This window comes from Terasakiella pusilla DSM 6293 (genome assembly GCF_000688235.1).
Taxonomy (GTDB): Bacteria; Pseudomonadota; Alphaproteobacteria; order Rhodospirillales; family Terasakiellaceae; genus Terasakiella; species Terasakiella pusilla.
The window spans coordinates 30,082-51,897 of sequence record NZ_JHYO01000016.1; the positions used below are offsets into that span (position 1 = coordinate 30,082).

Annotated in this window: 16 protein-coding genes; 10 read left to right on the forward strand and 6 right to left on the reverse strand. The window is 48.1% G+C overall.

The annotated features are described in order from the left end of the window. Window positions 1-24: 24 nt before the first annotated feature. The 6 genes from Q397_RS0112030 to Q397_RS0112055 all read right to left on the reverse strand — a co-directional run bounded on the left by Q397_RS0112030 (window position 25) and on the right by Q397_RS0112055 (window position 6,151). Window positions 25-1,128 (reverse strand): NAD(P)/FAD-dependent oxidoreductase, encoded by a 1,104-nt coding sequence (locus Q397_RS0112030; RefSeq protein WP_028879638.1) that lies wholly within the window; start codon window positions 1,126-1,128, stop codon window positions 25-27. After that, on the reverse strand, window positions 1,118-2,278 hold the full coding sequence (locus Q397_RS22275) for an enolase C-terminal domain-like protein (protein ID WP_051609963.1): 1,161 nt from the start codon (window positions 2,276-2,278) through the stop codon (window positions 1,118-1,120). Before Q397_RS22275 ends, Q397_RS0112030 begins: the two co-directional genes overlap by 11 nt. Before the next feature lie 3 nt (window positions 2,279-2,281). Beyond that, window positions 2,282-3,682 carry an FAD/NAD(P)-dependent oxidoreductase gene (locus Q397_RS0112040; RefSeq protein ID WP_028879639.1) on the reverse strand — a complete coding sequence of 467 codons (1,401 nt, stop codon included), beginning with the start codon at window positions 3,680-3,682 and terminating at the stop codon, window positions 2,282-2,284. Then, window positions 3,675-3,980, reverse strand: coding sequence for a (2Fe-2S)-binding protein (locus tag Q397_RS0112045; RefSeq protein ID WP_028879640.1), 306 nt, complete (start codon window positions 3,978-3,980; stop codon window positions 3,675-3,677). Before Q397_RS0112045 ends, Q397_RS0112040 begins: the two co-directional genes overlap by 8 nt. Before the next feature lie 12 nt (window positions 3,981-3,992). Next, the gene (locus Q397_RS22280) at window positions 3,993-5,111 is read right to left on the reverse strand and encodes an NAD(P)/FAD-dependent oxidoreductase (RefSeq protein ID WP_051609964.1); all 1,119 of its coding nucleotides are present in this window, start codon (window positions 5,109-5,111) and stop codon (window positions 3,993-3,995) included. Between the two features lie 119 nt (window positions 5,112-5,230). After that, window positions 5,231-6,151 (reverse strand): LysR substrate-binding domain-containing protein, encoded by a 921-nt coding sequence (locus Q397_RS0112055; RefSeq protein ID WP_028879641.1) that lies wholly within the window; start codon window positions 6,149-6,151, stop codon window positions 5,231-5,233. A gap of 160 nt (window positions 6,152-6,311) precedes the next feature. Between Q397_RS0112055 and Q397_RS0112060 the strand changes: the two genes are divergently transcribed. The 10 genes from Q397_RS0112060 (at window position 6,312) to Q397_RS0112105 (ending at window position 21,815) form a co-directional block, all read left to right on the forward strand. Then, on the forward strand, window positions 6,312-7,862 hold the full coding sequence (locus Q397_RS0112060; protein WP_028879642.1) for an ABC transporter substrate-binding protein: 1,551 nt from the start codon (window positions 6,312-6,314) through the stop codon (window positions 7,860-7,862). A gap of 16 nt (window positions 7,863-7,878) precedes the next feature. Further along, entirely contained in the window at window positions 7,879-8,826 is a 948-nt protein-coding gene (locus Q397_RS0112065; RefSeq protein WP_028879643.1) for an ABC transporter permease, read from the forward strand. Then, the gene (locus Q397_RS0112070) at window positions 8,819-9,688 is read left to right on the forward strand and encodes an ABC transporter permease (RefSeq protein ID WP_051609965.1); all 870 of its coding nucleotides are present in this window, start codon (window positions 8,819-8,821) and stop codon (window positions 9,686-9,688) included. Before Q397_RS0112065 ends, Q397_RS0112070 begins: the two co-directional genes overlap by 8 nt. Window positions 9,689-9,690: 2 nt before the next feature. Then, entirely contained in the window at window positions 9,691-10,659 is a 969-nt protein-coding gene (locus Q397_RS0112075) for an ABC transporter ATP-binding protein (RefSeq protein ID WP_028879645.1), read from the forward strand. A gap of 12 nt (window positions 10,660-10,671) precedes the next feature. After that, complete coding sequence (locus Q397_RS0112080; RefSeq protein WP_028879646.1) at window positions 10,672-11,649, forward strand: ABC transporter ATP-binding protein; 978 nt, start codon at window positions 10,672-10,674, stop codon at window positions 11,647-11,649. A gap of 10 nt (window positions 11,650-11,659) precedes the next feature. After that, on the forward strand, window positions 11,660-12,001 hold the full coding sequence (locus tag Q397_RS0112085; protein WP_028879647.1) for a RidA family protein: 342 nt from the start codon (window positions 11,660-11,662) through the stop codon (window positions 11,999-12,001). 476 nt (window positions 12,002-12,477) lie between these two features. Continuing rightward, complete coding sequence (locus tag Q397_RS22285) at window positions 12,478-18,060, forward strand: DUF4347 domain-containing protein (RefSeq protein WP_084149043.1); 5,583 nt, start codon at window positions 12,478-12,480, stop codon at window positions 18,058-18,060. Between the two features lie 43 nt (window positions 18,061-18,103). Continuing rightward, complete coding sequence (locus tag Q397_RS22290; protein WP_051609966.1) at window positions 18,104-19,723, forward strand: TolC family protein; 1,620 nt, start codon at window positions 18,104-18,106, stop codon at window positions 19,721-19,723. Window positions 19,724-19,732: 9 nt separating this feature from the next. After that, the gene (locus Q397_RS22295) at window positions 19,733-20,482 is read left to right on the forward strand and encodes an efflux RND transporter periplasmic adaptor subunit (RefSeq protein ID WP_084149044.1); all 750 of its coding nucleotides are present in this window, start codon (window positions 19,733-19,735) and stop codon (window positions 20,480-20,482) included. A 1-nt stretch (window position 20,483) separates the two neighbouring features. After that, the gene (locus Q397_RS0112105) at window positions 20,484-21,815 is read left to right on the forward strand and encodes an efflux RND transporter periplasmic adaptor subunit (RefSeq protein ID WP_028879648.1); all 1,332 of its coding nucleotides are present in this window, start codon (window positions 20,484-20,486) and stop codon (window positions 21,813-21,815) included. The last annotated feature ends 1 nt before the right edge of the window (window position 21,816 follow it).

Sequence of the window (21,816 nt, forward strand, 5' to 3'; positions counted from 1 at the left end):
TGTTAGCGACATTGTGTTTTGTTGTTAAAATCGACTTGCACTAAGCTGGCTGATGTCGATCCGGTTTTCCTCACCGCACAAGATGTTCGCCACGACTTCTCCGCAGGCGGGGCCGAGTTGGAAGCCGTGGGCGCAAAAGCCGAAGCAGTGATAAAAATCATCAGGGTGCGACAGGCTGGGGCCGATGATGGGGGCGCCATCAGGTGTCTTGCCTTCCAGACCGCACCATGTGCGTACAATATTGACGTTTTTGATGTGGGGGAACAGGTCAAGGGCGGTATCTGCCAGACCTGCAAGCGTGGGGAGCGACGCAATGCCGCGGTTTTCAGCTTGTCGCACTTTCCCACGATACCCGCCACCAATGATCAAGGTGCCGTTGCGCATCTGTTTAAAGGACAGAACACGCCCACTTAAGCCTAAAACGGGCGTCAGAAAATAAGGTAGGCGTTGGGTCACCATGATCTGCGGCGCAATGGTTTCAAGGGGCAGGCTGTCACCGATTAACGCTGCAAGGTCAGCTCCCCACGCTCCAGCACAGTTGATGACTATGCTGGCTTTAAAATCGTGATTTTGTGTTTTGATATGCCAAAGCCCGTCCTTTTTCTCAAGATGACGGACTTCTTGATTGGAATGATAGGTCGCTCCGGCACGTTGGGCGGCTTCAAAGAAACCGATGGTCGATTGATAGGGGAGGGCAAACCCATCCCCCTTGCAAATAATCCCGCCTGCCAGCGTGCAGTTGATATCAGGTAAGCGTTTTTTCAGCTCGGCTGCGGAGATTATTTCTTCATGGGTATAGCCAAGGTCGCTGAGGGTGCGCACATTGCTTTCGCAATCGGCAAGTTCGTTCTCATTCTCGGCAATACGGATTTGATCGACGGCTTCAAAGCCACCATCGATGCCGATCAATTTTTTGAGATCATACCAAAGCTCCGCACTTCTTAAGGAGAGAGGAACTTCACGCAGGTCACGTCCCAAACGGCGTACACCACCGGCATTAACGCCGGAGGAATGGCGAGACGGGCTGTCTTTTTCTAACACACAGACCCGCTTTCCCTTTTTGGCTAAGTGGAAGGCGATGCTATTGCCATGAATGCCTGCGCCAATGATGAGAAAATCATATTGCATGGCTTGAGTTCTCTATGAAGATGGTTTGGAAGGCGAGGCGGTGAATTTTTTCTTCATCCACAGCAATCCCTAGCCCCGGTTCATCATTGGGGGTTATGGTTGCGTTGTCAATTTGGGTGTTAAGGTCTGTAAAGTCATCGGACATACGTAAAACCGACATATAGGCATGGCCCAAACTTGTGTTGAGGTGAGGCAACGTTTGCCCCAGTTGCAGGCTGGCGGCTTGGGTGATACCAAACTCTAGCATAGAGTTCATCAACACCGGTTTATGGGCGGCATAGGCGATATCAGCGAGGCATTTTGTTTTGGTGATCCCACCGTTTTTGCTGACCTTCAGACTGAAAAGATCGACACAATCGTTGCGAACCAGATCGATCATTTCTTCTTTTCCGGACAAAGATTCATCGGCAGACACCATGAAAGAGGCGTTTTCTTTGACGGATTTCAGGTCATGGGTAAGGTGCTTCCTGACGGGTTGTTCCAGCAGGATCAACGGTGTTTGGTTCGCATATTGGGTAAACAGTAAACTGTCTTTTAAGGACCAGCCCTGATTGGCATCTACAACAAGGGCAAGATCGTCGCCAAAATGGTCATACAGCGTTTCCAGGCGTGTAATTTCGTGCGCGATGGGGCTGTTGCCCATTTTAAGCATAAAAGATTGAAAACCTTGAGCCTGTTTTTCTTCAATGAGGGGAAGGTCGTCTTGTGCCGTTCCATTCCCCAAGGGCCAGAGAAGGGGGATCTGATTATGGATGCGACCACCTAACAACTGGCTAGCCGGGATGTTTAGGCATTTACCACAGAGATCGTACAGGGCCATGTCCACAGCGCCTTTTGCCATATAGTTTAATGGTAAAAGAGCATCCATCAGTTCGTTATGGGCGCGGATGGTTTGGGGGAAGGACCCGATAAGTTTTGGTGCAAAATAATCCCGTATGGCACTGATGATACTTTGCGGTGTCTCTTCCGTAAAAGGTGTGTGCGGATCGGCTTCACCATAGCCGACGGTACCGTCTTCCAGTGTAACTTTAAGGATAATGACGTCGGCGGTGGCTTTAATACCATAAAGGCGCGACAGCTTATAGGGCTTCGCCAACGGTATTTGCAGGTGAAACAGTTCAAATGTAGCGATGGGGCTGAAGAGGGACATGGCCTAAGCGTCTTTTTGATCGAGAGTATTGAGGGAAGCGACTTCACTTAAGCGCAAGGGCTTGAGAGGCGGGCGAATACGGTAATACCCAAGCTTATCTGGTGTGGTCTTTTGCGCATGGGCCAAAATTTCAACAACGCTGAGGCCACAGTATCGCCCTTGACACGGGCCCATGCCTGCGCGGGTGAAGGACTTAAGCTGATTGGGGCCGCTGCATCCGATATCGGCGGATCGTTTAATGTCTTTTACCGTGGTTTCTTCACAGCGACAAACAACCACATCCTCATCATCAGGGCGCAGCCATTTAGGCTTGAATAAGGTATTGATGAAGGGGCGAACGGCTTGTTCGGCTTTTAGTTTTTTGCGGATGGGGGCAGCCTGTTTCAACAAATCACTTTCGGGCAGTTTTCCCATCAAGACGCTGATCTTCAAAGCACTAAGTGTGGCGCTATATTGGCTGCCCAAGGCACCGATGATTCCGGCGCCATCACCTGCGACAAAGATGTTTTGATTGCTGGATTGCCCCCAATCATCGGTGGTCGGGTGCCAGCATCGTAAAGACTCATCCCATTGATGATCCAGATTGAGTTGCCTTGAGATTTGGATATTGGGCACCACACCTTGATGCAAAAGCACAGTATCACAAGCCAGCGTATGGGATTTGCCGTCTTTGTGGTAAGTGATCTGTTCTAAGGCAGTATCACCGGACATTTCGATCTTTTCAACACCCGTAATGTGAGGGATACCCAGTTTTTTGAGGCTGACCTTGATCTCCATGCCTTTTTTCAGCAAGCTCATGTTGCTTAAGGCGGGGAGGAGAGAGGGCAGCGCGTTAACATGGTCTTTGGTGGTCGTGCTATCCAGCAATGCCTTGATCTGACATCCCGCTTTTGCCAGTTGTTGGGCAACAAGCAACAGCAAGGGGCCGCATCCGGCAAGGACAACGTCACCAGATGGCACAATACCATCGCGTTTCATGGCAACTTGGGCGGCACCTGCGCCCATGACACCGGCAAGGGTCCAGCCTTTAACGGGGGTCGGACGCTCCAGTGCACCAGTGGCAACAACCACATAGTCCCCTTTGATGGATTGGGCTTTGCCATCAACGCTAAAATAGACCGTGCCGTCTTCATCAATTTGCCAGATGACACAGCGGGCGTGATGGGTGATCTGCGGGTGGTCCAAGTCTTTAATTAAGTCCGCCCCTTTAAAATAATCGCTGCCCAGCAGGTCTTTAAAATCAGCGGGCATGTGCTGGTTTTCTGTAAGGTTTCGGTAAATCTGCCCGCCTGCTTGGGGTTGTTCGTCAATCAGGGTGACGCAAATATCGTGCTGTGCCAATGTGCATGCACAGGCCATGCCTGCGGCACCGGCGCCGATAACCACAACGGTTTGTTTACTCATGGTCCGAGCCTTGCTTTTCGTTGATATGTTGGGTTTTAATTTGCATGCCGTCGCGGACATAAGTTGCACAACCTTGGACGTCCTGTAGGTCGTCGATGGTGAGCAAGCAGTCATAGCAGGTGCCCATCATGCAAAAGGGCAACCGTTTCTGTTGCTTAACAGGGGTGGTGCGAAATTCTTTTTTCCCCTGACGCAATAAGGCGGCGGCAACCGTCTCGTTTTCAAAGGCGGTCAACGGAGCCCCATTAAAATAAATGGTGACGGATTGGTTCGTGTTGGGCCGAACGAGCTTGAACATATGGATTAATCCTTATTGGAACCGGTTATAGTGAAAACTGTCGAGTTCACGCGGTTTTTCGTTATTGTTTAAAATCCAGTTGGTAATCTGGTGGAAATGGTTAGGTGCCAATGTCACCGCACTGTGGGAGATCAGAACATAGCTGTTGGGGTGGCTTTCTGACTCGCAATAGACGGGATAGCTGTCGGGCGTGAGGACGCGAAGCCCCGCCCACGTGCGCACAAGGTTGAGGGATTTAAAATCCGGGAAAGAGGCTATCGCCCGTTCTGCCAATTTTTGGGACAGGCCGGCGACACTGGTGTCGTTGAACCCGAAATCATTTTTCGTTGCCCCCAATATGATAGACCCTTCGGCATTTTGCTTGATGCCGCTTAAGGGGTAGGGGATGACTTGTTTTGTGCGTCCCAAAGCAAGGATTTGTCCATGTTCTGCGCGCAATTCCAGTGGGATGCCGACCTGACGGGCAAGGGGGACACTGTGGTTGCCAGCCGTGATGATCAGTTTTGGGGTTTGATAGACATCGTTTTGGGTTTTGACGGTGTAAATCTTTGATTTTTCGTCGTAATTGATGTTGATGGCCTTTTGATTGGCATGGTACTGCCCGCCATATTTGATCATCAGTTGATGCAGCGCTTTTAAGAGATAGAGCGGGTTTAGGTCGGCATCTTCTTCGCAATAACTTGCACCAAGGACACGGTTGCCGAGCTTGATATCAGGGAAGAGAGCTTGAGTTTCTTTTCTGTTGAGAAAGGAAATGGTTGGCGTGTCATAGCCTTCCTGTTCGATTGTGCCGAGGTGTTTTTTTCGTTCTTGAACTTCTTTGTCCCCATGCAAAAGGACAAGGCCGCCTTTATGGCGCAAGTGCAGGTCGTAGCCCGTTTCTTCTTGTAAAAAGTCATTGAAGTCTTTTTTCCAACGCCTTGAGGCTTGAAGGGTCCAGGAGACATAATCGGGCATGCCGACCCCTTTGCCCTGCACCCAGATTAAACCGAAGTTGGAACGTGAGGCGCGAAAGGCGAGGTCGCCTTCATCAAGCATAATGACTTGCTTGTTTTTCATGGCGAGCGACGAGGCTACGGCACTGCCCATAAGGCCACCGCCAACCACTAAAAAATCGCTAAGAATAGTCATTGTTCTAATTTTCCTTGAAACATCATGCCTGTATTAAAATGATGCCCAAGAATATGGAGAAGAAGGACTTAACGTCAAAGATAATTGAGTGATTTATTTATAACTAAATATTATACAACTTAATGCGATATGATCTGATCAAAGTGTGCCATACGTTCTGCATGGACAGTTTGGTAGATGTCCAGGAAGCCTCTTGCATTACGCGACATAATCCGGCTTTGAGGATAAACCACGGCAAAGCCGATTTTAATATCGGGTTTAAAAGGGCGGATGTCGATTTTATCCATCCAGTCTTGCAGGTTATCAAAGAAGTAAAGGATGGATGCCCCGGTCCCTTTCGCGACGAGAGAGCAGACAGTTTCGATATTCCTGACTTCAATGCGGGACTTGTGATTGTTGACCTCTTGAAAGGATTTGTCGATCACATGGCGAATTTCTGAACCTAGTGGGAAGGTAATCATATTTTCATCTTCAAGGTCGCGCGCTGTGATATAGTCTTTATCAGAAAGACGATGGCCTTTAGGTAAGATGCAATAGCATGGCATATTGTTGGTCAGGACTTTTTTACCTAAGGCTTTATCAGCGCAGGGTAACGTAATAAAGCCAAGGTCGAAACCTTGATAGGTGAGCCATTCAAGGACGCGCTGTTTGGGGCGTGTTTCCCACAAAATATCGACTTTAGGGTGGGCGTGCTTAAAACGGGCGACACTTTCGCACAGGATATCCCCGCTCATGGATGGCATGGCCAAAATACGTAAGACGCCAATATTGTTGTTACTGAGATAGGTCGCGGTCTGGCGGATCTGTTCTAGTCCGACAAAGGAACGTTCGACCTCGATTAACAGTTCTTCTGCTTCGGCAGTGGGGACCAGCCTGCCTTGTATACGGTCAAACAGACGAAGTTTGGTTTCGGCTTCCAAATCTGAGATCAGGCGGCTGACGGCGGGTTGGGAGATATTCATCATGTCAGCAGCGCCGCCAACGGTCTTCACTTCCATAAGGGCGTGAAAAGCTTCAACTTGACGGATGGTAATTCTCACAACGGGCCTCTATCTAATAAGAATACAACTAAGGAGATGTTATATAACATTTGATTATATGTGAATATAAAAAACGTATTTGAGATTATGTTTTCGCTGTGTAACTTTTGTTTCATAAATAAATGCAACAGATACTAAATGAGCTTAAGCAGGAGATGTAATGAAGAAGTTTGTGACGAAGACGGTTTCTTCTTTAGCGGTGTTGGCTGCAATGACAGCCGCACAGGTCGAAGCGAAAGAAGTTAAAACCATCAATATGGCCTACGGTTCCGCCAATGCCGGTAGTCTGGACCCCCATTTTTCGACAAAAAGTCAGGATAAAAACATCTTCGGCATGATGTTTAATGGTCTGGTCCGCTTTAAACCGGGCGATACCAACCCGGCAAATATTGAAGCAGATTTGGCGGAAAGCTGGACATCTAGCCCTGATGGTTTGGTTTGGACGTTCAAGCTGCGCAAAGGGGTGCAGTTCCACGCAGGTTTTGGCGAAATGACGGCTGAAGATGTGGTTTACTCCCTCAATCGTGCAAAAGATCCGAAAACATCTGCTGTTGCCAGTGATTATAAGTCCTTTAAAGACGTAAAGGCGCTGGACCCGTATACGGTTGAAATTACATTGAATAACCCGGTACCAAGCCTTTTGGGGCTGGTTGCAAACTATCATGGCGGCAATGTGGTTTCCAAAAAAGCGGACATGGAAGGGGACTTTAAAACCCATCCGGTTGGTACTGGTCCCTTTGCGTTTGTGGAATTTAAAAGCAAGCAATATGTAAAACTGGCGGCACATAAAGAGTATTTCCGTGGCGCGCCTCAGGTTGACGAGATTGTTTATAGCTATGTCCCTGTGAATACATCACGCGAACTTGCCTTTAAAAAAGGGACGCTTGATGCGTTTTCCGGCACCCGCGAGGAACGCTGGGTGAACCGGATGTCACGCAATAAAAACATCAATATTGCTGTTTTTGCACCAGGGGAATTGCGGACCCTTCACTTGAATACAAAGTCAGGCCCGTTGGCGGATGTGCGTGTGCGCCGTGCGATTGCCCATGCGATCGACCGTAAGGCCATCACACAAATTATCGGCAATTCGGTGACCCGTCCCAACACATCGGTTATTCCGGTTGGATATTTGGGGCATACGCAGGAAGTCCCGCAATATGAACATGATCTGGATAAAGCCAAAGCCCTGTTAAGCGAAGCAGGCTATGGTGATGGTGTAACGCTAGAGATCATCATTACCAAAAACGAAGCGTTGCTGAAGCCCATGCAAATTGTGCAGGCGCAATTGGCAAAGGCGAACATCAACCTTGTGATGAATGTGGTTGAGCATCCGGCGTTTCATGCGCAAATCCGTAAAGACTTAAGCCCGATGGTCCTTTATGGGGCGGCCCGTTTTCCGGTTGCGGATACGTATTTGACACAGTTTTATGAGTCAAAAAGCACGGTTGGCACCCCAACAGGCGTGACCAACTTCTCCCACTGTGATGTCGCGGACGATGAAATTCAGAAAGCGCGTGTTGAAACGGATCAGCAAAAGCAGCTGGACTATTGGAAAACGGCGCAAATCAAGATTTCAGAGAATGTCTGTTCTGTGCCTTTGTTTGAACAAATGCAGGTTTGGGGTATCTCCAAGGACATTGACTTCGGGTATGAATTTAATGGTTCTGTAAGCCTCGGCCCGATGTTCAACGAACAGACCACGAAGAAGTAGAAAGAGTTTCCCAAAGATGCTTGTCTTTACCTTAAAGCGCCTGCTGGCTTCCATACCAACGCTCTTTGCCGTTCTTACCGTTATTTTTGTACTGGTCAGGATTGTTCCCGGCGACCCGGCTCTAGCCGTGTTGGGGGATAGCGCAAGCGAAGAAGTCATTCAGGAATTTCGTAAGTCCATCGGGATCGATAAGCCTCTTTGGGAACAATATCTGGTCTTTATGGGAGATGTTCTCCAAGGAAATCTGGGGCTGTCCATGGCAACTGGTAAAACGGTTGTCGAGGAAGTGTCCAACGTGTTGCCCTACACGCTGGAACTCACCGTTGCCTCAATTATCATCGGTGTGGTCTTTGGTATCCCGCTTGGTATTTTCTCCGCCATTTATCGAAATCACTTTTTTGATTATTTGGCACGGATGGTCTCATTGTTAGGGCTTAGCTTTCCGGCCTTTTACATCTCCATTCTGTTTATGATCTATCTGTCCGTTGAGTGGGACTGGTTCCCGGTCTTTAGTGAGTATATTCCGTGGTCCGACCCGTTAACCCGCCTATACCATCTGGCACTGCCCGCCTTAAGTCTGGGGGTGATCATGATTGGATATGTGGCGCGTACCAGTCGTTCTTCCATGCTGGAAGTCTTGGGCGAAGATTATATCCGTACCGCTAAATCAAAAGGATTGCCCCGCAATATGGTGGTCTTTAAACACGGGTTTCGAAATGCGTTAATTCCGATTTTGACCCTGACTGGCTTGTATCTTGGTCTGCTGATGGGGAACTCCGTGCTCACCGAGATTGTGTTTAACCGGCCCGGTCTGGGAGGTTTGATCGTGGGGTCGCTGGAAAGCCGGGATTACACCATGCTTCAGGGGTTGATCGTGACCTATGCCTTCTTCATCGTTTTGGCCAACCTGATTACCGATATTTCCTATGGTCTGGTAGATCCGCGAGTAAAAAACAATGATTAATACCCTTGCCCTAAATGTAAAAACTGCAACGGTTTCGACCTACCAGATCCTGAAAAGCAGCAAGCTCACCTGGATCGGGACATTAATTTTCGTGATTGTTACCTTGATGGCGGTCTTTGCACCGTACCTCACACCGTACGATCCGATTTCCCAAGATCCGTTGGCTGTATTGCAGGAGCCATCGGCCCTTCACTGGATGGGAACAGACAGTTATGGACGCGACGTCTGGACCCGGATGCTGTATGGCGCGCGTATTTCTCTGTTTATCAGCGTGGTTGCGGTTGTGGCAGCGATGATTATCGGCGGTGCCTTGGGGATTGTTGCCGGATATTATGGCGGACGTGTCGATATGATGATCATGCGTGTCATGGATATCATGTTGTCCTTCCCGACACTCATCATGGGGTTGATTGTGGTGGCGATGTTGGGCGCGTCCATGACGAATTTGGTGATCGCGATTGCGTTGACGGTTATCCCAAAGTTTGCCCGTGTTGCCCGTGCACCCACCCTGTCTGTAAAAAAACGTGAATATATCGAGGCGTGTTATGCCCTTGGATATTCAGATATCCGCATTATGGTCTTTCACATTTTACCGAACGTCTTTGGCGAGGTGCTGGTGATCGGGTCTTTATGGATCGCAACCGCCATTCGCATTGAGGCATCCCTGAGCTTTATCGGTCTGGGCATCAAGCCACCAACCCCGACGTGGGGCGGGATCATCCGGGAGGGGTTTAACAATTTCCTTGATGCCCCGTGGATTGCCACATATGCCGGTCTGGCAGTGTTGGTTGTCGTCTTCTCTTTGAATTTGATCGGTGATGGTGTTCGTGATGCCGTTGACCCTAAGCTGCGAGGTGAATAAGAATGACTGAACCGGTCTTCTGCGTAAAAGATTTATCCATTTCGTTTAAGTTAAACGGTAAATGGTGTCAGGCGACGCAAAACGTCAATTTTGACCTGATGGAAAACGAAACACTTTGTATTGTGGGTGAATCGGGGTGTGGCAAATCGATTACGGCCATGAGCTGTCTGGGTTTGTTGCCTAAAAAGAAGAATATCCATATCGAAGGTCAGGTGCTCTACAAAGGCGTGAATCTGCTGGATTTGACGGAAAAAGAACTGAATGATTATCGCGGCGATGATTTGTCCATGATCTTTCAGGAACCGATGACCTCCCTGAACCCCGTCTTGACGGTGGGGGAGCAAATCACCGAAAGTTTGCTTGTTCATAAATCCATGACCAAAGCTCAAGCGCGCGAAACCGGGATTGAGTTGTTAAATAAGGTCAAGATCCCGGAAGCAGAAAAACGTTTTTCGCAATATCCGCACCAGTTTAGTGGCGGGATGCGCCAGCGGGTGATGATTGCGATTGCCTTGGCATGTAAACCAACAGTCTTGTTTGCGGATGAACCAACAACAGCACTGGATGTGACCATTCAGGCGCAGGTGTTGCATTTGTTGAAAGAACTGCGCAGAGAAACCAAAATGTCCATGGTGATGATCACCCATGATATGGGCGTCGTCGCATCTGTGGCGGATAAGGTTTTGGTTATGTATGGCGGGCAGGTGATTGAAAACAGTTCTTGTAAAGACCTGTTTGAAGCCCCGAACCACCCTTATACCAAAGCCTTGTTGAATGCGATCCCGAGACCGGATCGTCATATCGACCATTTGACCTCTATTCCCGGTCAGGTGCCCACTTTAGCAGGGATGCCAAGCGGCTGTCGTTTCTCGACCCGATGCGAGTTGGTCAGCGATCAATGCGCTATGACCCCGGATGTTAACACAGTCGCGGGGCAGCAGTCCCACCATTATCGCTGCTGGAATGTGTAGGAGGCCCTGACAATGCAGACACAAGACGAAATCATCCTTGATGTAAAAAAGATCAATAAAACATTTCACAGCAAAAAAGGTTTTATAAACCCTGAAGTATTGAAAGTGCGTGCGGTCAATGACGTCAGCTTTCAGGTAAAAAAAGGGGAAGTATTTGGCATCGTCGGTGAGTCCGGTTGCGGCAAATCGACCATTGGTAAATGTATTATGGACCTGATCCCCATTGATGATGGGGAGATGACCTTTAAAGGCAAAAACCTGCGCAACCTGTCCAAGGAAGATCGAGCGCAAGTGAAACAGGATTTGCAGATCATCTTTCAGGACCCCTATTCGTCCTTGAACCCGCGTAAACGCATCGGCCCGACCTTGATGGAACCGTTGCTGGTTTACAAAATTGCCAAAGATAAAGAGATGGCTGAAGAGATCGTTCAAGATATCTTCAAGGAAGTTGGCCTACCTGAACAGGCGTTTTGGAAGTTCCCGCATGAATTCAGTGGTGGTCAGCGTCAACGGATTGCAATTGCACGTTCTCTGATCCTTAATCCTGATCTGATCGTTGCGGATGAGGCGGTTTCAGCCCTTGATGTGTCTATTCAGGCGCAAATTCTGTTGTTGCTGAAAAATCTGAAGCAGCAACGCGACCTAAGTTACATTTTCATCTCCCATGATATGGGGGTGATCCGGTATTTTTGTGATCGTGTGGCAGTGGCCTATCTGGGCCAAATCGTCGAGATCCAGTCCGTACCGGATATTTTTGAACGCCCCGCCCATCCCTATACCAAAACGTTGAAGGAAGCCTCGCCGGTCCCGTCATATGATCCGGATAGGACTTTTAATGTGCTGGAAGGTGAACTCCCGTCACCGTCCAACCTCCCCAGCGGTTGTTATTTTCATGGCCGTTGTCCCAAAGCAACTGAACACTGTACCAAGGTGATGCCCGACCTGATGCCCTATAAAGACGGCATGGTCCGGTGTCACCACCCAGAATAAAGGATAAAAAATGATCGAACGTTTCCATACAACCGAACGCCGCAGCAAAATCGTTAAACATAACGGGGTTGTGTACTTGTGCGGTCAAGTCGGTGAGGGTGAGACTATTACCGAACAAACTGAAGAGTGTATTCGTCGCATTGAAGCGTTGCTGGAAGAAGCGGGGTCTTCACCGGATCGCATCTTGCAAGCAGTGATCTGGCTGTCGGATATGAAGCACTTTCAGGGCATGAATGCAGTGTGGGATGCATGGGTCCCAGAAGGGCACGCCCCAGCCAGAGCCTGTGGGGAGGCCAAGCTGGCCCGTGAAGCTTTAATGGTTGAAATCATCATTACGGCGGCTTGTGATTAAGGTCGTTAGACCATTTTCAAGTTTCTCAAGAAGGTCTCGCTTTAGCGAGGCCTTTTTTGTGAGCGAAGATTAGGAGGAGTGGCATACAAAGCTATTGTTCTTCGAAAATCTGCAAAAGGCGTTATTTTCCATTCGGATTGCGGTAGTCAATATTGCTCAAAAAATTCCGTAAACTGTTGGCAAAAAAAGTTTGAACAGTCTATGTCCGGCACGGGGAATTGTTCAAATATATAAACGGGTTCTACAATGCTCGCTGCCGTTAGCCCCATCAAGTGTGATAGACGGGCTGCCTAAATGAGTGAGACACACTCCACTTTTTGTGTACATGTGCAGTAAAGCAACCTACATAGTTGAAACGGGTGAGAGACAGAAAATTATTCGCAAGCATAACTTAATTAACGCAGTGCCTGAAAATTAAAGTAAGGCTGATGGGCGCTTACTATTGATTGAAAAAAGGGTTGAAACGATAAAATGCAGTGTTTTTAAATGCCTTTTTCATAAAATTTTATATTTATTGTAGACTTGTGCCGCATCATATGGTTGTGTTGCTCAATGCAAGATTGAAAGCGTTTGATGCTTGGGGTAGTAGGGGCAATATGAATTTAGTTAGAAAGTGGATGTATGACCGCGCTTCCAAGAGCTCGGAAAACGGGACAATTCAAGGTAATAAAAAACCCTTGGGATATATGCTGGAGCCGCGGATTATGTTTGATGCGGCGGCTGTATCAACAGTAGTTGAAACATTCGATCAAACGCCCCTTGAGCAAACCACCGAAACAGACGACAGCAACAATGAGGCTTCACCTGCAGAAGATTTAGTGGCGCTCTTTTCTGGTCGACATGAAGTTGCTGTCATTGACGCTGGCATTGAAGATTATCAATCTCTGCTCAAGGATATACCCTCAAGTATGCAAGTGATTGTACTGGAAGAAGGTTCTGGTATTGATGATATTGCAGATATTCTTAAAGACTATTCTGACTTAGATGCGGTTCATGTGTTCACCCACGGATCAACGGGGGCTCTCAACTTTTCCGGTGGGTCTTTTACGCTACAAGATATTTCGGCGAATCAAGAAACTCTGGCAATAATTGGGCAAGCCATGAGTCCTGCCGGTGACCTGTTGCTCTATGGGTGTAATGTTGGCACCGATGGGCAAGGCGCAGCGTTTTTGGAGGCTTTGGCCATCGCCACAAACGCGGATGTTGCCGGATCTGATGATTTAACGGGGCATGAAACCCTGAACGCTGATTGGGATCTAGAGGTTCAGGTCGGTGACATTGAAACGCGAGTTCCTTTCAGCTTACATACGTCGGCATCATTTCAAGGGACCTTGGCGGCTCCTTCCCCGGGGACGGTCACATTTGGTTCCTCACAGGTTTTGCTCCAAAACTCAACAGATAACCCGTCAGTTTCAAACGTTTTGTCTTCCGGGTTGGATGTGTCCGTGGATGATGCTTCCGATGACACACGTATTCTGACAGCTCTACATGGTGGTATTTCTTCAAACGCCTCTGACTATGTGCTCAAAATTGATAATACGAGCCAAAGTGGGAAATTTAATTCTATTTCATTCTCGAGTAATGACGGGTCTGAATTTGGGATTACGTCCATGCAGTTTGCAATGAATACTGGGTCTGGCCCCCAGTCTATTACGATTACGGGCTATAAGGATGGGGTTGCGACTTCAGGAAGTATTACGGCCACATATACCTCTGCAGCCGCAAATACAATTGATTTCGCGACAGCGGGTGGTTTTACGAATGTTGATGAAATACGCATATCACCTGCCAGCTCGGCAGTCAGTATGACTATGTATTTTGACGATTTAGCTATTGTCGCTGCTGCGACGTCTAATGACCTTCCTGAACTTGGCGGCACCCCCGCGGACGATACCGCAACAGAAGATGTGGCAACAGCGATTGATTTATCTGCATATAATGTGTCGGATGGCAATGGGGACAACATTACGCTGACATTGGCGGTGGACAGAGGAACGATTGCGTCAATAGATGGGAATGGAACCACATCTGGGGTGACGGTGAGTGCTTCGGGGACAGGATCCATGACCTTGTCCGGTTCGGCAGCTGATTTGAATAGCTACCTCAATGACACCAGCAAAATCACTTATACCACAGCAGCCAATGACACGACGTCCGCAACATTAACAGTTACTCCAAATGATGGTGCCGGCGATGGAACGGCTGATACGGTTAGCATTTCTATTACAGCGGTAAACGATGTGCCTACGGTGTCGGGTGCCCCCAGTGACGTTAGTGTCACAGAAGATACAGAAAGTAATGTTGACCTTTCTGCCATGAGCTTTGCAGATGTTGATGGTGACAGCCTTACTGTGACCCTCACAGCCAGCGCGGGGACTTTCTCAATACCTGCTGATGGCGCCGGTGTCGGGAGTGGCGTGAGCGAAACGCTGGTTAATTCGACAACGATCACCCTTACGGGGACAGCGGCAGATATCAATACGTATCTGGATACTGCGAGCAATATTAAATACACAGCAGCATCCAATGTGAGTGGTCAAGATCAAGCAACCATAACCGTGAGCGCAACGGACGGCAATGGTGGTAATCTGGCATCGAACCCATCTGTTAATATTGATGTGGCGGCCGCAAACGATGTGCCTGTTTTTGCAAACCTAGATGGGACGCCGACCTTTACAGAAGATGGTTCTGCGACAATTCTGGATGCCAATGTCACAGTATCTGACCTAGAACTTGATAGTCTACAAGGTGGCAATGGGAATTATGCAGGCGCAACACTTTTGCTGGTTCGCAATGGCGGTGCCAATAGTGAAGATACCTATTCTATTCAAACAGGTGGGAGCTTAACCGTTGCAGGGAGTACGATCTCTGCCGGTGGGAATGTTATTGCCAGCTTTGACACAAGCTCAGCGGGGCAGTTAACCGTCACTTTCCAAAATAACGGGACGGTACCAACAACGGCCCTAGTTAATGAGGTGATGCAGGCCATCCGTTATTCCAATAGCTCAAATGATCCCTCCTCTTCGGTCCAGATTAATTGGACCTTTTCTGATGGCAACAGTGGCAACGCGCAGGGAACAGGGAATAATCCGGGAACAGCTTCCGGTTCAGTTACGGTTAGCAACACCAATGTAAATGATGCACCAACCTTAAGTGCAACCGGTCAAAATCCAACCTATGTTGAGGGCGCAGCAGCTTCTGACCTCTTCTCCGCTGTATCAGCCAGTACTGTTGAAGCCGCAGATCGTTTCAGTTCAATGAGCCTAACGGTCACGAATGTATCTGATGGTGCTTCAGAAATCCTGCGTATTGATGGGACGGATCTCGCTTTAACAAATGGCAATTCGGTCAATACCGGCGTTAACAATCTTAATATTTCTGTTTCTGTGACTGGGACGACCGCAACGGTGTCCTTCTCGGGGGTATCACTAACCGGTGCGCAGATGCAAACCCTTATTGATTCACTTACTTATCGTAATTCATCGGATAACCCAACAACTGCAGGCAACCGCGTTGTAACTGTTACGGGTGTTACTGATAATGGGGGCACAAGTGGTGGCGGCAACAACTCAGCCGCACCTAATTTAACAAGTACGATCAGCTTGACAGGCGTAAACGATGCTCCCGTCATCGGAAACCTAAATGGTGATAATAATGTCTTGGAACCTGGCAACACCGCGAACATTGATAATGGTGGTGATGCAACACTCACTAACGCAGACTCCGGCGATTATAACGGTGGCTCCCTGATCATTACAGATACAGGCGGGAATAATACCGCAAATGGCAATTTCGCTGTAGATGGGACCAATGTAACGTCTGGCGGCGATGCGACAATTACGGCGGGTGAAAGTATCGCAGTGGGCGGTGTTACAATCGGTACAGTCCATGCCACCAATGACGGGCAAGGTGGCAACACTTTGCAAATCGACTTCAATGCCAATGCAACGAATGCGCAGGTTCAGACCTTAATGCAGAATCTGACCTGGTCTGCCTCTGCTGGCACAGGTGCGCAAACCTTTACAGCAACGCTAAGTGATGCGGATGGGACTGCGAATAGTGGAGATCAGGATACGACGGCCAATTTCACCATGACACTTGGGAATGCGCCCGTGCTCGGGGGCACACCGGTTGATGCAACAATTAATGAAGATACGGCAACTGCCATTGATTTATCGGCCTACAACATTTCAGATGCTGATAATGACGTCATCACCCTGACCTTGGCCGTTAATGCAGGGACAGTTGCGACAACAGATGGTAATGGAACGACAAGCGGAGTCACCATTGCAGACAGTGGTAGTGCGTCAATGACCCTTCAAGGGACGGCGTCTGACTTGAATACTTACCTAAATGACGCAACCAAAGTCGTTTATACGCCTGTTGCTGACAGCAATACAGCTGCGACCTTAACGGTGACGCCAAAGGATAGCAATATAACAGGGAGTGCCGATACGGTCACAATCAACATTACAGCTGTGAATGATGCACCAACTGTGACGGGTGTCCCTGCTGACGTGTCTGTAACAGAAGATACAGCCTCCAATTTTGATCTCTCTGCTGTGTCATTTGCCGATGTTGATGGTGATACCTTAACAGTCACGCTTGCCGCCTCGGCCGGCACTTATAGCGCCAGTTCGGGCGGGGGCGTAACTATTGGCGGGAACGGTACGGGAAGCTTGACGCTGCAGGGAACAGCAGCAAACATCAATACCTATCTGGATACGGTAAGTAACATTAAATATACAGGCGCATCGAATGTTGATGGTGATAATGCTGCAACCTATACCATCAATGTCAATGATGGCACAGTGAACCCGCAAGTCGGTAGCGGCAATATTGATATCGCTTCTGTAAATGATGCACCTGTTCTTGGAAGTGGCGCATCAGATGTTACCTTAACTGCCGGACAAGCAAATAAGGTCGACCTTTCAGCATATACAATTGCTGATGTTGAAGGCGATACCGTTACCTTAACGCTTGTTGTTGATAGTGGGGATCTCGCCGCAACCGACGGGAACGGCACAACGGCAGGGGTGACCATTTCCAATAGTGGGAGTGCCAGCATGACGCTACAAGGGAGCGTCGCGGACTTAAATACGTATTTGAATGATACGACAAAAATTGAATTTACGCCGGATGGGTCAACAAATGCGACACTCACTGTTACACCCAATGATGGCACTGTAAACGGGACCCCAGATTCAGTCTCTCTTAGCTTTCCAGCTCCGGTCGAGCAAAATCCCCCTGTCAGTAGTGCAGGTGATAATCAAGGCTCAGCCTCTGACGATGGTACTGGTTCTCCTAACGGTGGCGGTCTGTTGAACCAAGGCCTTGTCGGGGATAAGGCCTTGTTAGGAGATGTGAGTACGGTTTCAATTGGCAATACAGCCCCAAATCAAAACATTCAAAGCATTACAGTTGGTCAAGTGATGTCTGCGAAGACAAGTACAGGCTTAACCAGTTCGGGCACGATCACTGACCCTTCGGCTGGTGTGAACGCCATGAGTATTGTTCGCAATGCTGTTACAGGGGATAATAGTACACTTAATAGCTTCTACGGTGCGACTTCTTCATTTTCAGGCCAAACAGGTGACAATTCCTCTTTAAGCCTCGCAAACAGAACAACCTTAACTGGACGTGGTGTTGGTGCCCTGAATGGTGGTTTAGGAGGCGGCCTTGGCAGTGGGGGCTTAGGCATTGGTGGGGGCTTGGGCGGTCAAGCTGGTGATGCCTTCGAAGACGGTATAAATGGCGCACCTGCACCGGATGCAGGTCAAGGGGCGCCGGAAGGGCAAGCGCCTCAAAGCGACCCGGCTGGTGATCCAGATAACCAAGCTAAGTTGTCTGGCCCAACATTAAACCCGTTTAATGTTGCAGATTTAGCGGAAAGTAAAAATAAAGATCAAATCGTCGAAATAGGTGATGGGCAAAATACGCTAGACCTGATGCAGACATTTGATGTCTCTGCGATCCACGTCTCTAGTTTTACAGAACAGCTTGCCAATGGCAGCACCAATCATCAAACGGAACAATTAGCAAAAGCACTGCTAGTATAAGAATAGCCGATAGAGCGATCTAGAGGTTGGGGGTAATAATTTAATGAGCAATAAATCAATGATCAAAATCAGGCAGCGGTCCATTCTTGGTGTATCTCTTTTGGCTTTCACCTTGGCTGGTTGTTCCATTACACCAGAACCTTTAACAACGGCAGAGCATGAAGAACGGATCAAAGAAGATCTGGGCAATCTTTATACGGACCAAGAAAAAATTTCAGAACCGATTACAATGTACGAAGCAATGGCTAGAGCTTTGAAGTACAATATGGATAATCGCCTGAAAATTATGGAAGAAGCGCTTTCCAGTCAACAGCTGACCGTTGCGAAAATGGGGCTTTTGCCAAAGTTGACTGCTAATGCCGGATATTCTGGTCGTTCAGAACCAGATGCAAGTAACAGCGAGAACCTTGATACAGGTGTTAAGTCCTCATCATATTCTTATTCCGACGATAAAAACCTAATTACTGCCGACCTGGGTCTAAGCTGGAACGTCCTTGATTTTGGTCTGAGCTATATTCGCGCACAACAGGTCGCAGATCGTTACATGATCACTACGGAGCGCCGTCGTAAGGTGGTGCATAATATTGTGCAGGATGTTCGGGCCAGTTATTGGCGTGCGCTTTCTGCACAACGCTTATTGGATAAAATTACCCCCCTGCAACAACAAATCACCAAGGCTTTAAAGAGTTCCGAAGAAATTTCTAGAGCACGTTTGCGGCCCGCGCTTGAAACGCTTCAATACCGCCGAAATTTGCTAGAAGCTTTGCGTCAGCTGAAAATGCTTGGGCGCGAGCTGGTTTCTTCCAAGATTGAACTTGCGACCCTCATGAATATTCAACCGGGCACAGAGTATACTCTTGCAGACGGGAGTGGCGATTTCTCCATACCGGATGTTCAGATTAAGTTAAAAGAATTGGAAACGATTGCCTTAATCAACCGTCCGGAATTGCGCGAGGAAGCCTATCAAAAACGCATTTCCTCAAAAGATGTAACACGCGCCATGATGGGACTAATTCCCGGGCTGGAATTTAATTATAACCTGAATTACGACTCTAACTCTTTCAACAATGCGAGTAACTGGAATAGTTGGGGGGCATCAATTAGTTATAACCTGCTCAAGAGCTTCACTGAAGGTCCGGCTGCGATTAAACAGGCAGAAGACCAGCTAAAGGTCGTGGAAACACGTCGGCTTGCTTTGTCCATGGCTGTTTTAAGCCAAGTACACATTGCTTACACACGCTACCAACAAGTCAAAGATGAGTTTATCACCACAGCGGATTTACATGATGTAAATACCGGGATTTTGAGAGAAACCCGCAATGCAGCACAGACCCAACGACAGGACGACTTAAGATTAATTGAGGCACAGCTCAACAGTCTCTTGGCTGAGTTGCAACGGGATATAGGTTATGCTGAAATGTTGAATGCTGCGGGGCGTATTTTTGTCTCTGTGGGGGCTGACCCTCTTCCCGATACGGTGAAGGATTATTCCATCAAGACATTGTCCAAAGCCTTAAAGGCGCGAATTGAAGGTTGGTATGCTGGTCGGATGAGCCCAGCTGATCCCTCCCAGACGATCAATACATCCGCAAATGAAGTAGATACGAAACCAGAAGAACCTTTAAGCTCAGGCTCAAGCTGGTTTTCTTGGCTTAAATCTTGATAGGTAAGCATGACACGCGTATTTCGGATATGGGCACTTGCCTGTCTTGCTTTAGCTTTTTCAGTGGAGAATAGTCGCGCGCAGGGAGTGTCAGAGTTTAAGGCTCGCGCGTTGATCGAGCCAAAGAATACGGCACTTCTATCGTCAGAACTTGCTGGAAAGATCACCGAAATGCCATTTTCTGACGGTGACATCTTTAATAAGGGCGATCTGTTGGTTAGCTTTGACTGTCGTGCCTTTAAGGCACAGTTAGCTGTTGAAGATGCTGGATATTTGGGCGCGCAAAAAAAACTCATGAACCTAAAGCGACTTTATAAACTGGGGTCTGCTGCTCAACTGGATATTGACCTGGCAAATTCTGATGTTCAGCGAAGTAAAGGGCTTAGACAGCAGGCCGAAGTCTTAACCCAGCAATGTAAGATCAAGGCTCCTTTTTCGGGGAAAGTTGTTGTCCGACATGCACGCCGTCATGAAAGTGTCTCCCCTGGGGGCCCCATTGTCGAAATCCTGAACCATGAAAGTCTGGAGATCAAGCTTGTTGTACCCTCTAATTGGTTGCGCTGGATTGAAGTAGGCCTGCCCTTCAAAGTTAAAATTGATGAAACCGGATATGTTTTCCAAGCGACGATTGAACGTATTGGGGCCCGTATTGACCCAGTTAGTCAAACGGTTAATATTATGGCTAGGCCAGAGAAAGCCGATAACCTGTTACCAGGCATGAGTGGAAACGCTTTGTTTAATATAAATATACAGAACTAAAATGGCTGTTGATAAAACTCAAAGTCTTCTTAAGCTTATGGAGGTTGAGAGGGACGCCCGCGATGCGCAAACAAAAGCCGTTCTTGGGTATCACATCGTCACCCGTACAAGAGAAATCACGCCCTATTATCAAGCGATATTTCTTTCTGTAACACCTAATGATAGGGCTGAGATCGAAAGTGTCTCCGACGTTGCCGCTCCGGACCTGAATGGCCCGTTTTGCCTGCTTCTTAAAAAGGTTGTTCAAACCATTTTATCCAGACCGTTTAAGAAAAAAATCAAAGAAATTGAACCGAATGATCTTCCGCAAGATTTAAAAGAACAGTGGGTGGAGTGGGCACACAAGCATGTCTTGTGGGTACCGCTATTATCCGGCAATGGTCGTCTGATCGGGGGGCTTATCTTATCGCGTGGAACACCATGGCAGGACAGGGATACTGTTCTGCTTGAGAGATTGGGACATTGTTATGCTCACGCTTGGGGGGCACTATCTATAAGAAAAAAAATATTCGCTAGACCAAATAAAAAAATCATTATTGCCAGCCTGGCTTGTGTCGCTTTGCTTGGGCTTGTTCCGGTTCAACAATCGGCATTAGCGCCTGCGGAAGTTGTTCCTGAAAACCCGTTCGTTATTGCCGCGCCCATGGAAGGTGTTGTCTCCGATGTTTTTGTTAAACCATATCAACGCGTAAAAGAAGGCCAGGCACTTGTAAAGTTTGATGAAACGGTGTTGCGCAATCAAGTTGATATTGCAAGAGAGACCCTGGAAGTCACAAAAGCAAAATTACAGACAACCCGCCAAAGCGCTTTTCACGATTTTGACAGCCAATCAAAGCTTTCTTTTTTAGAAGCGCAGGTCGATTTACGTAGAGCGGAGCTGATCTATGCCGAAAACCTTTTAGAACGCAATACGATTTATGCCCCAAGAAATGGGGTCGCCATTTTTCGGGATGTAAATGACTGGATGGGCAAGCCGACACAAACGGGTGAAAAAATTATGCTATTGGCAGATCCCCAAAAAAAGCAATTGCGCATTGATCTTCCGGTTCGGGATGCCATTACCTTGAACCAAGGTGCAAAAGTTCGGCTATTTCTCGATATTGATCCGTTATCTTCTTATAGCGCCACTCTATCTCGAACAGCCTATGAAACCCAACTATCACCTGATGGCCAGGGGTTGGATTTTCAGTTAATGGCCAACTTTGAAGACAGTGAAAACGCGCCCCGTATCGGTTTAAGAGGGACTGCCAAAGTCTACGGTGAAGGCACTTTGCTCGGACTCTATATCTTTAGAAAACCGTTTTCAGCCTTACGTATGCGGTTTGGTTGGTAGT

Coding starts and splice junctions, on each gene's coding strand:
- Q397_RS0112105 (WP_028879648.1), top strand. CDS start 20,484: ATGGCTGTTGATAAAACTCAAAGTCTTCTTAAGCTTATGGAGGTTGAG.
- Q397_RS0112065 (WP_028879643.1), top strand. CDS start 7,879: ATGCTTGTCTTTACCTTAAAGCGCCTGCTGGCTTCCATACCAACGCTC.
- Q397_RS0112080 (WP_028879646.1), top strand. CDS start 10,672: ATGCAGACACAAGACGAAATCATCCTTGATGTAAAAAAGATCAATAAA.
- Q397_RS0112040 (WP_028879639.1), bottom strand. CDS start 3,682: ATGAGTAAACAAACCGTTGTGGTTATCGGCGCCGGTGCCGCAGGCATG.
- Q397_RS0112060 (WP_028879642.1), top strand. CDS start 6,312: ATGAAGAAGTTTGTGACGAAGACGGTTTCTTCTTTAGCGGTGTTGGCT.
- Q397_RS22275 (WP_051609963.1), bottom strand. CDS start 2,278: ATGTCCCTCTTCAGCCCCATCGCTACATTTGAACTGTTTCACCTGCAA.
- Q397_RS0112085 (WP_028879647.1), top strand. CDS start 11,660: ATGATCGAACGTTTCCATACAACCGAACGCCGCAGCAAAATCGTTAAA.
- Q397_RS0112075 (WP_028879645.1), top strand. CDS start 9,691: ATGACTGAACCGGTCTTCTGCGTAAAAGATTTATCCATTTCGTTTAAG.
- Q397_RS22280 (WP_051609964.1), bottom strand. CDS start 5,111: ATGACTATTCTTAGCGATTTTTTAGTGGTTGGCGGTGGCCTTATGGGC.
- Q397_RS0112045 (WP_028879640.1), bottom strand. CDS start 3,980: ATGTTCAAGCTCGTTCGGCCCAACACGAACCAATCCGTCACCATTTAT.
- Q397_RS0112070 (WP_051609965.1), top strand. CDS start 8,819: ATGATTAATACCCTTGCCCTAAATGTAAAAACTGCAACGGTTTCGACC.
- Q397_RS22295 (WP_084149044.1), top strand. CDS start 19,733: ATGACACGCGTATTTCGGATATGGGCACTTGCCTGTCTTGCTTTAGCT.
- Q397_RS22290 (WP_051609966.1), top strand. CDS start 18,104: ATGAGCAATAAATCAATGATCAAAATCAGGCAGCGGTCCATTCTTGGT.
- Q397_RS0112030 (WP_028879638.1), bottom strand. CDS start 1,128: ATGCAATATGATTTTCTCATCATTGGCGCAGGCATTCATGGCAATAGC.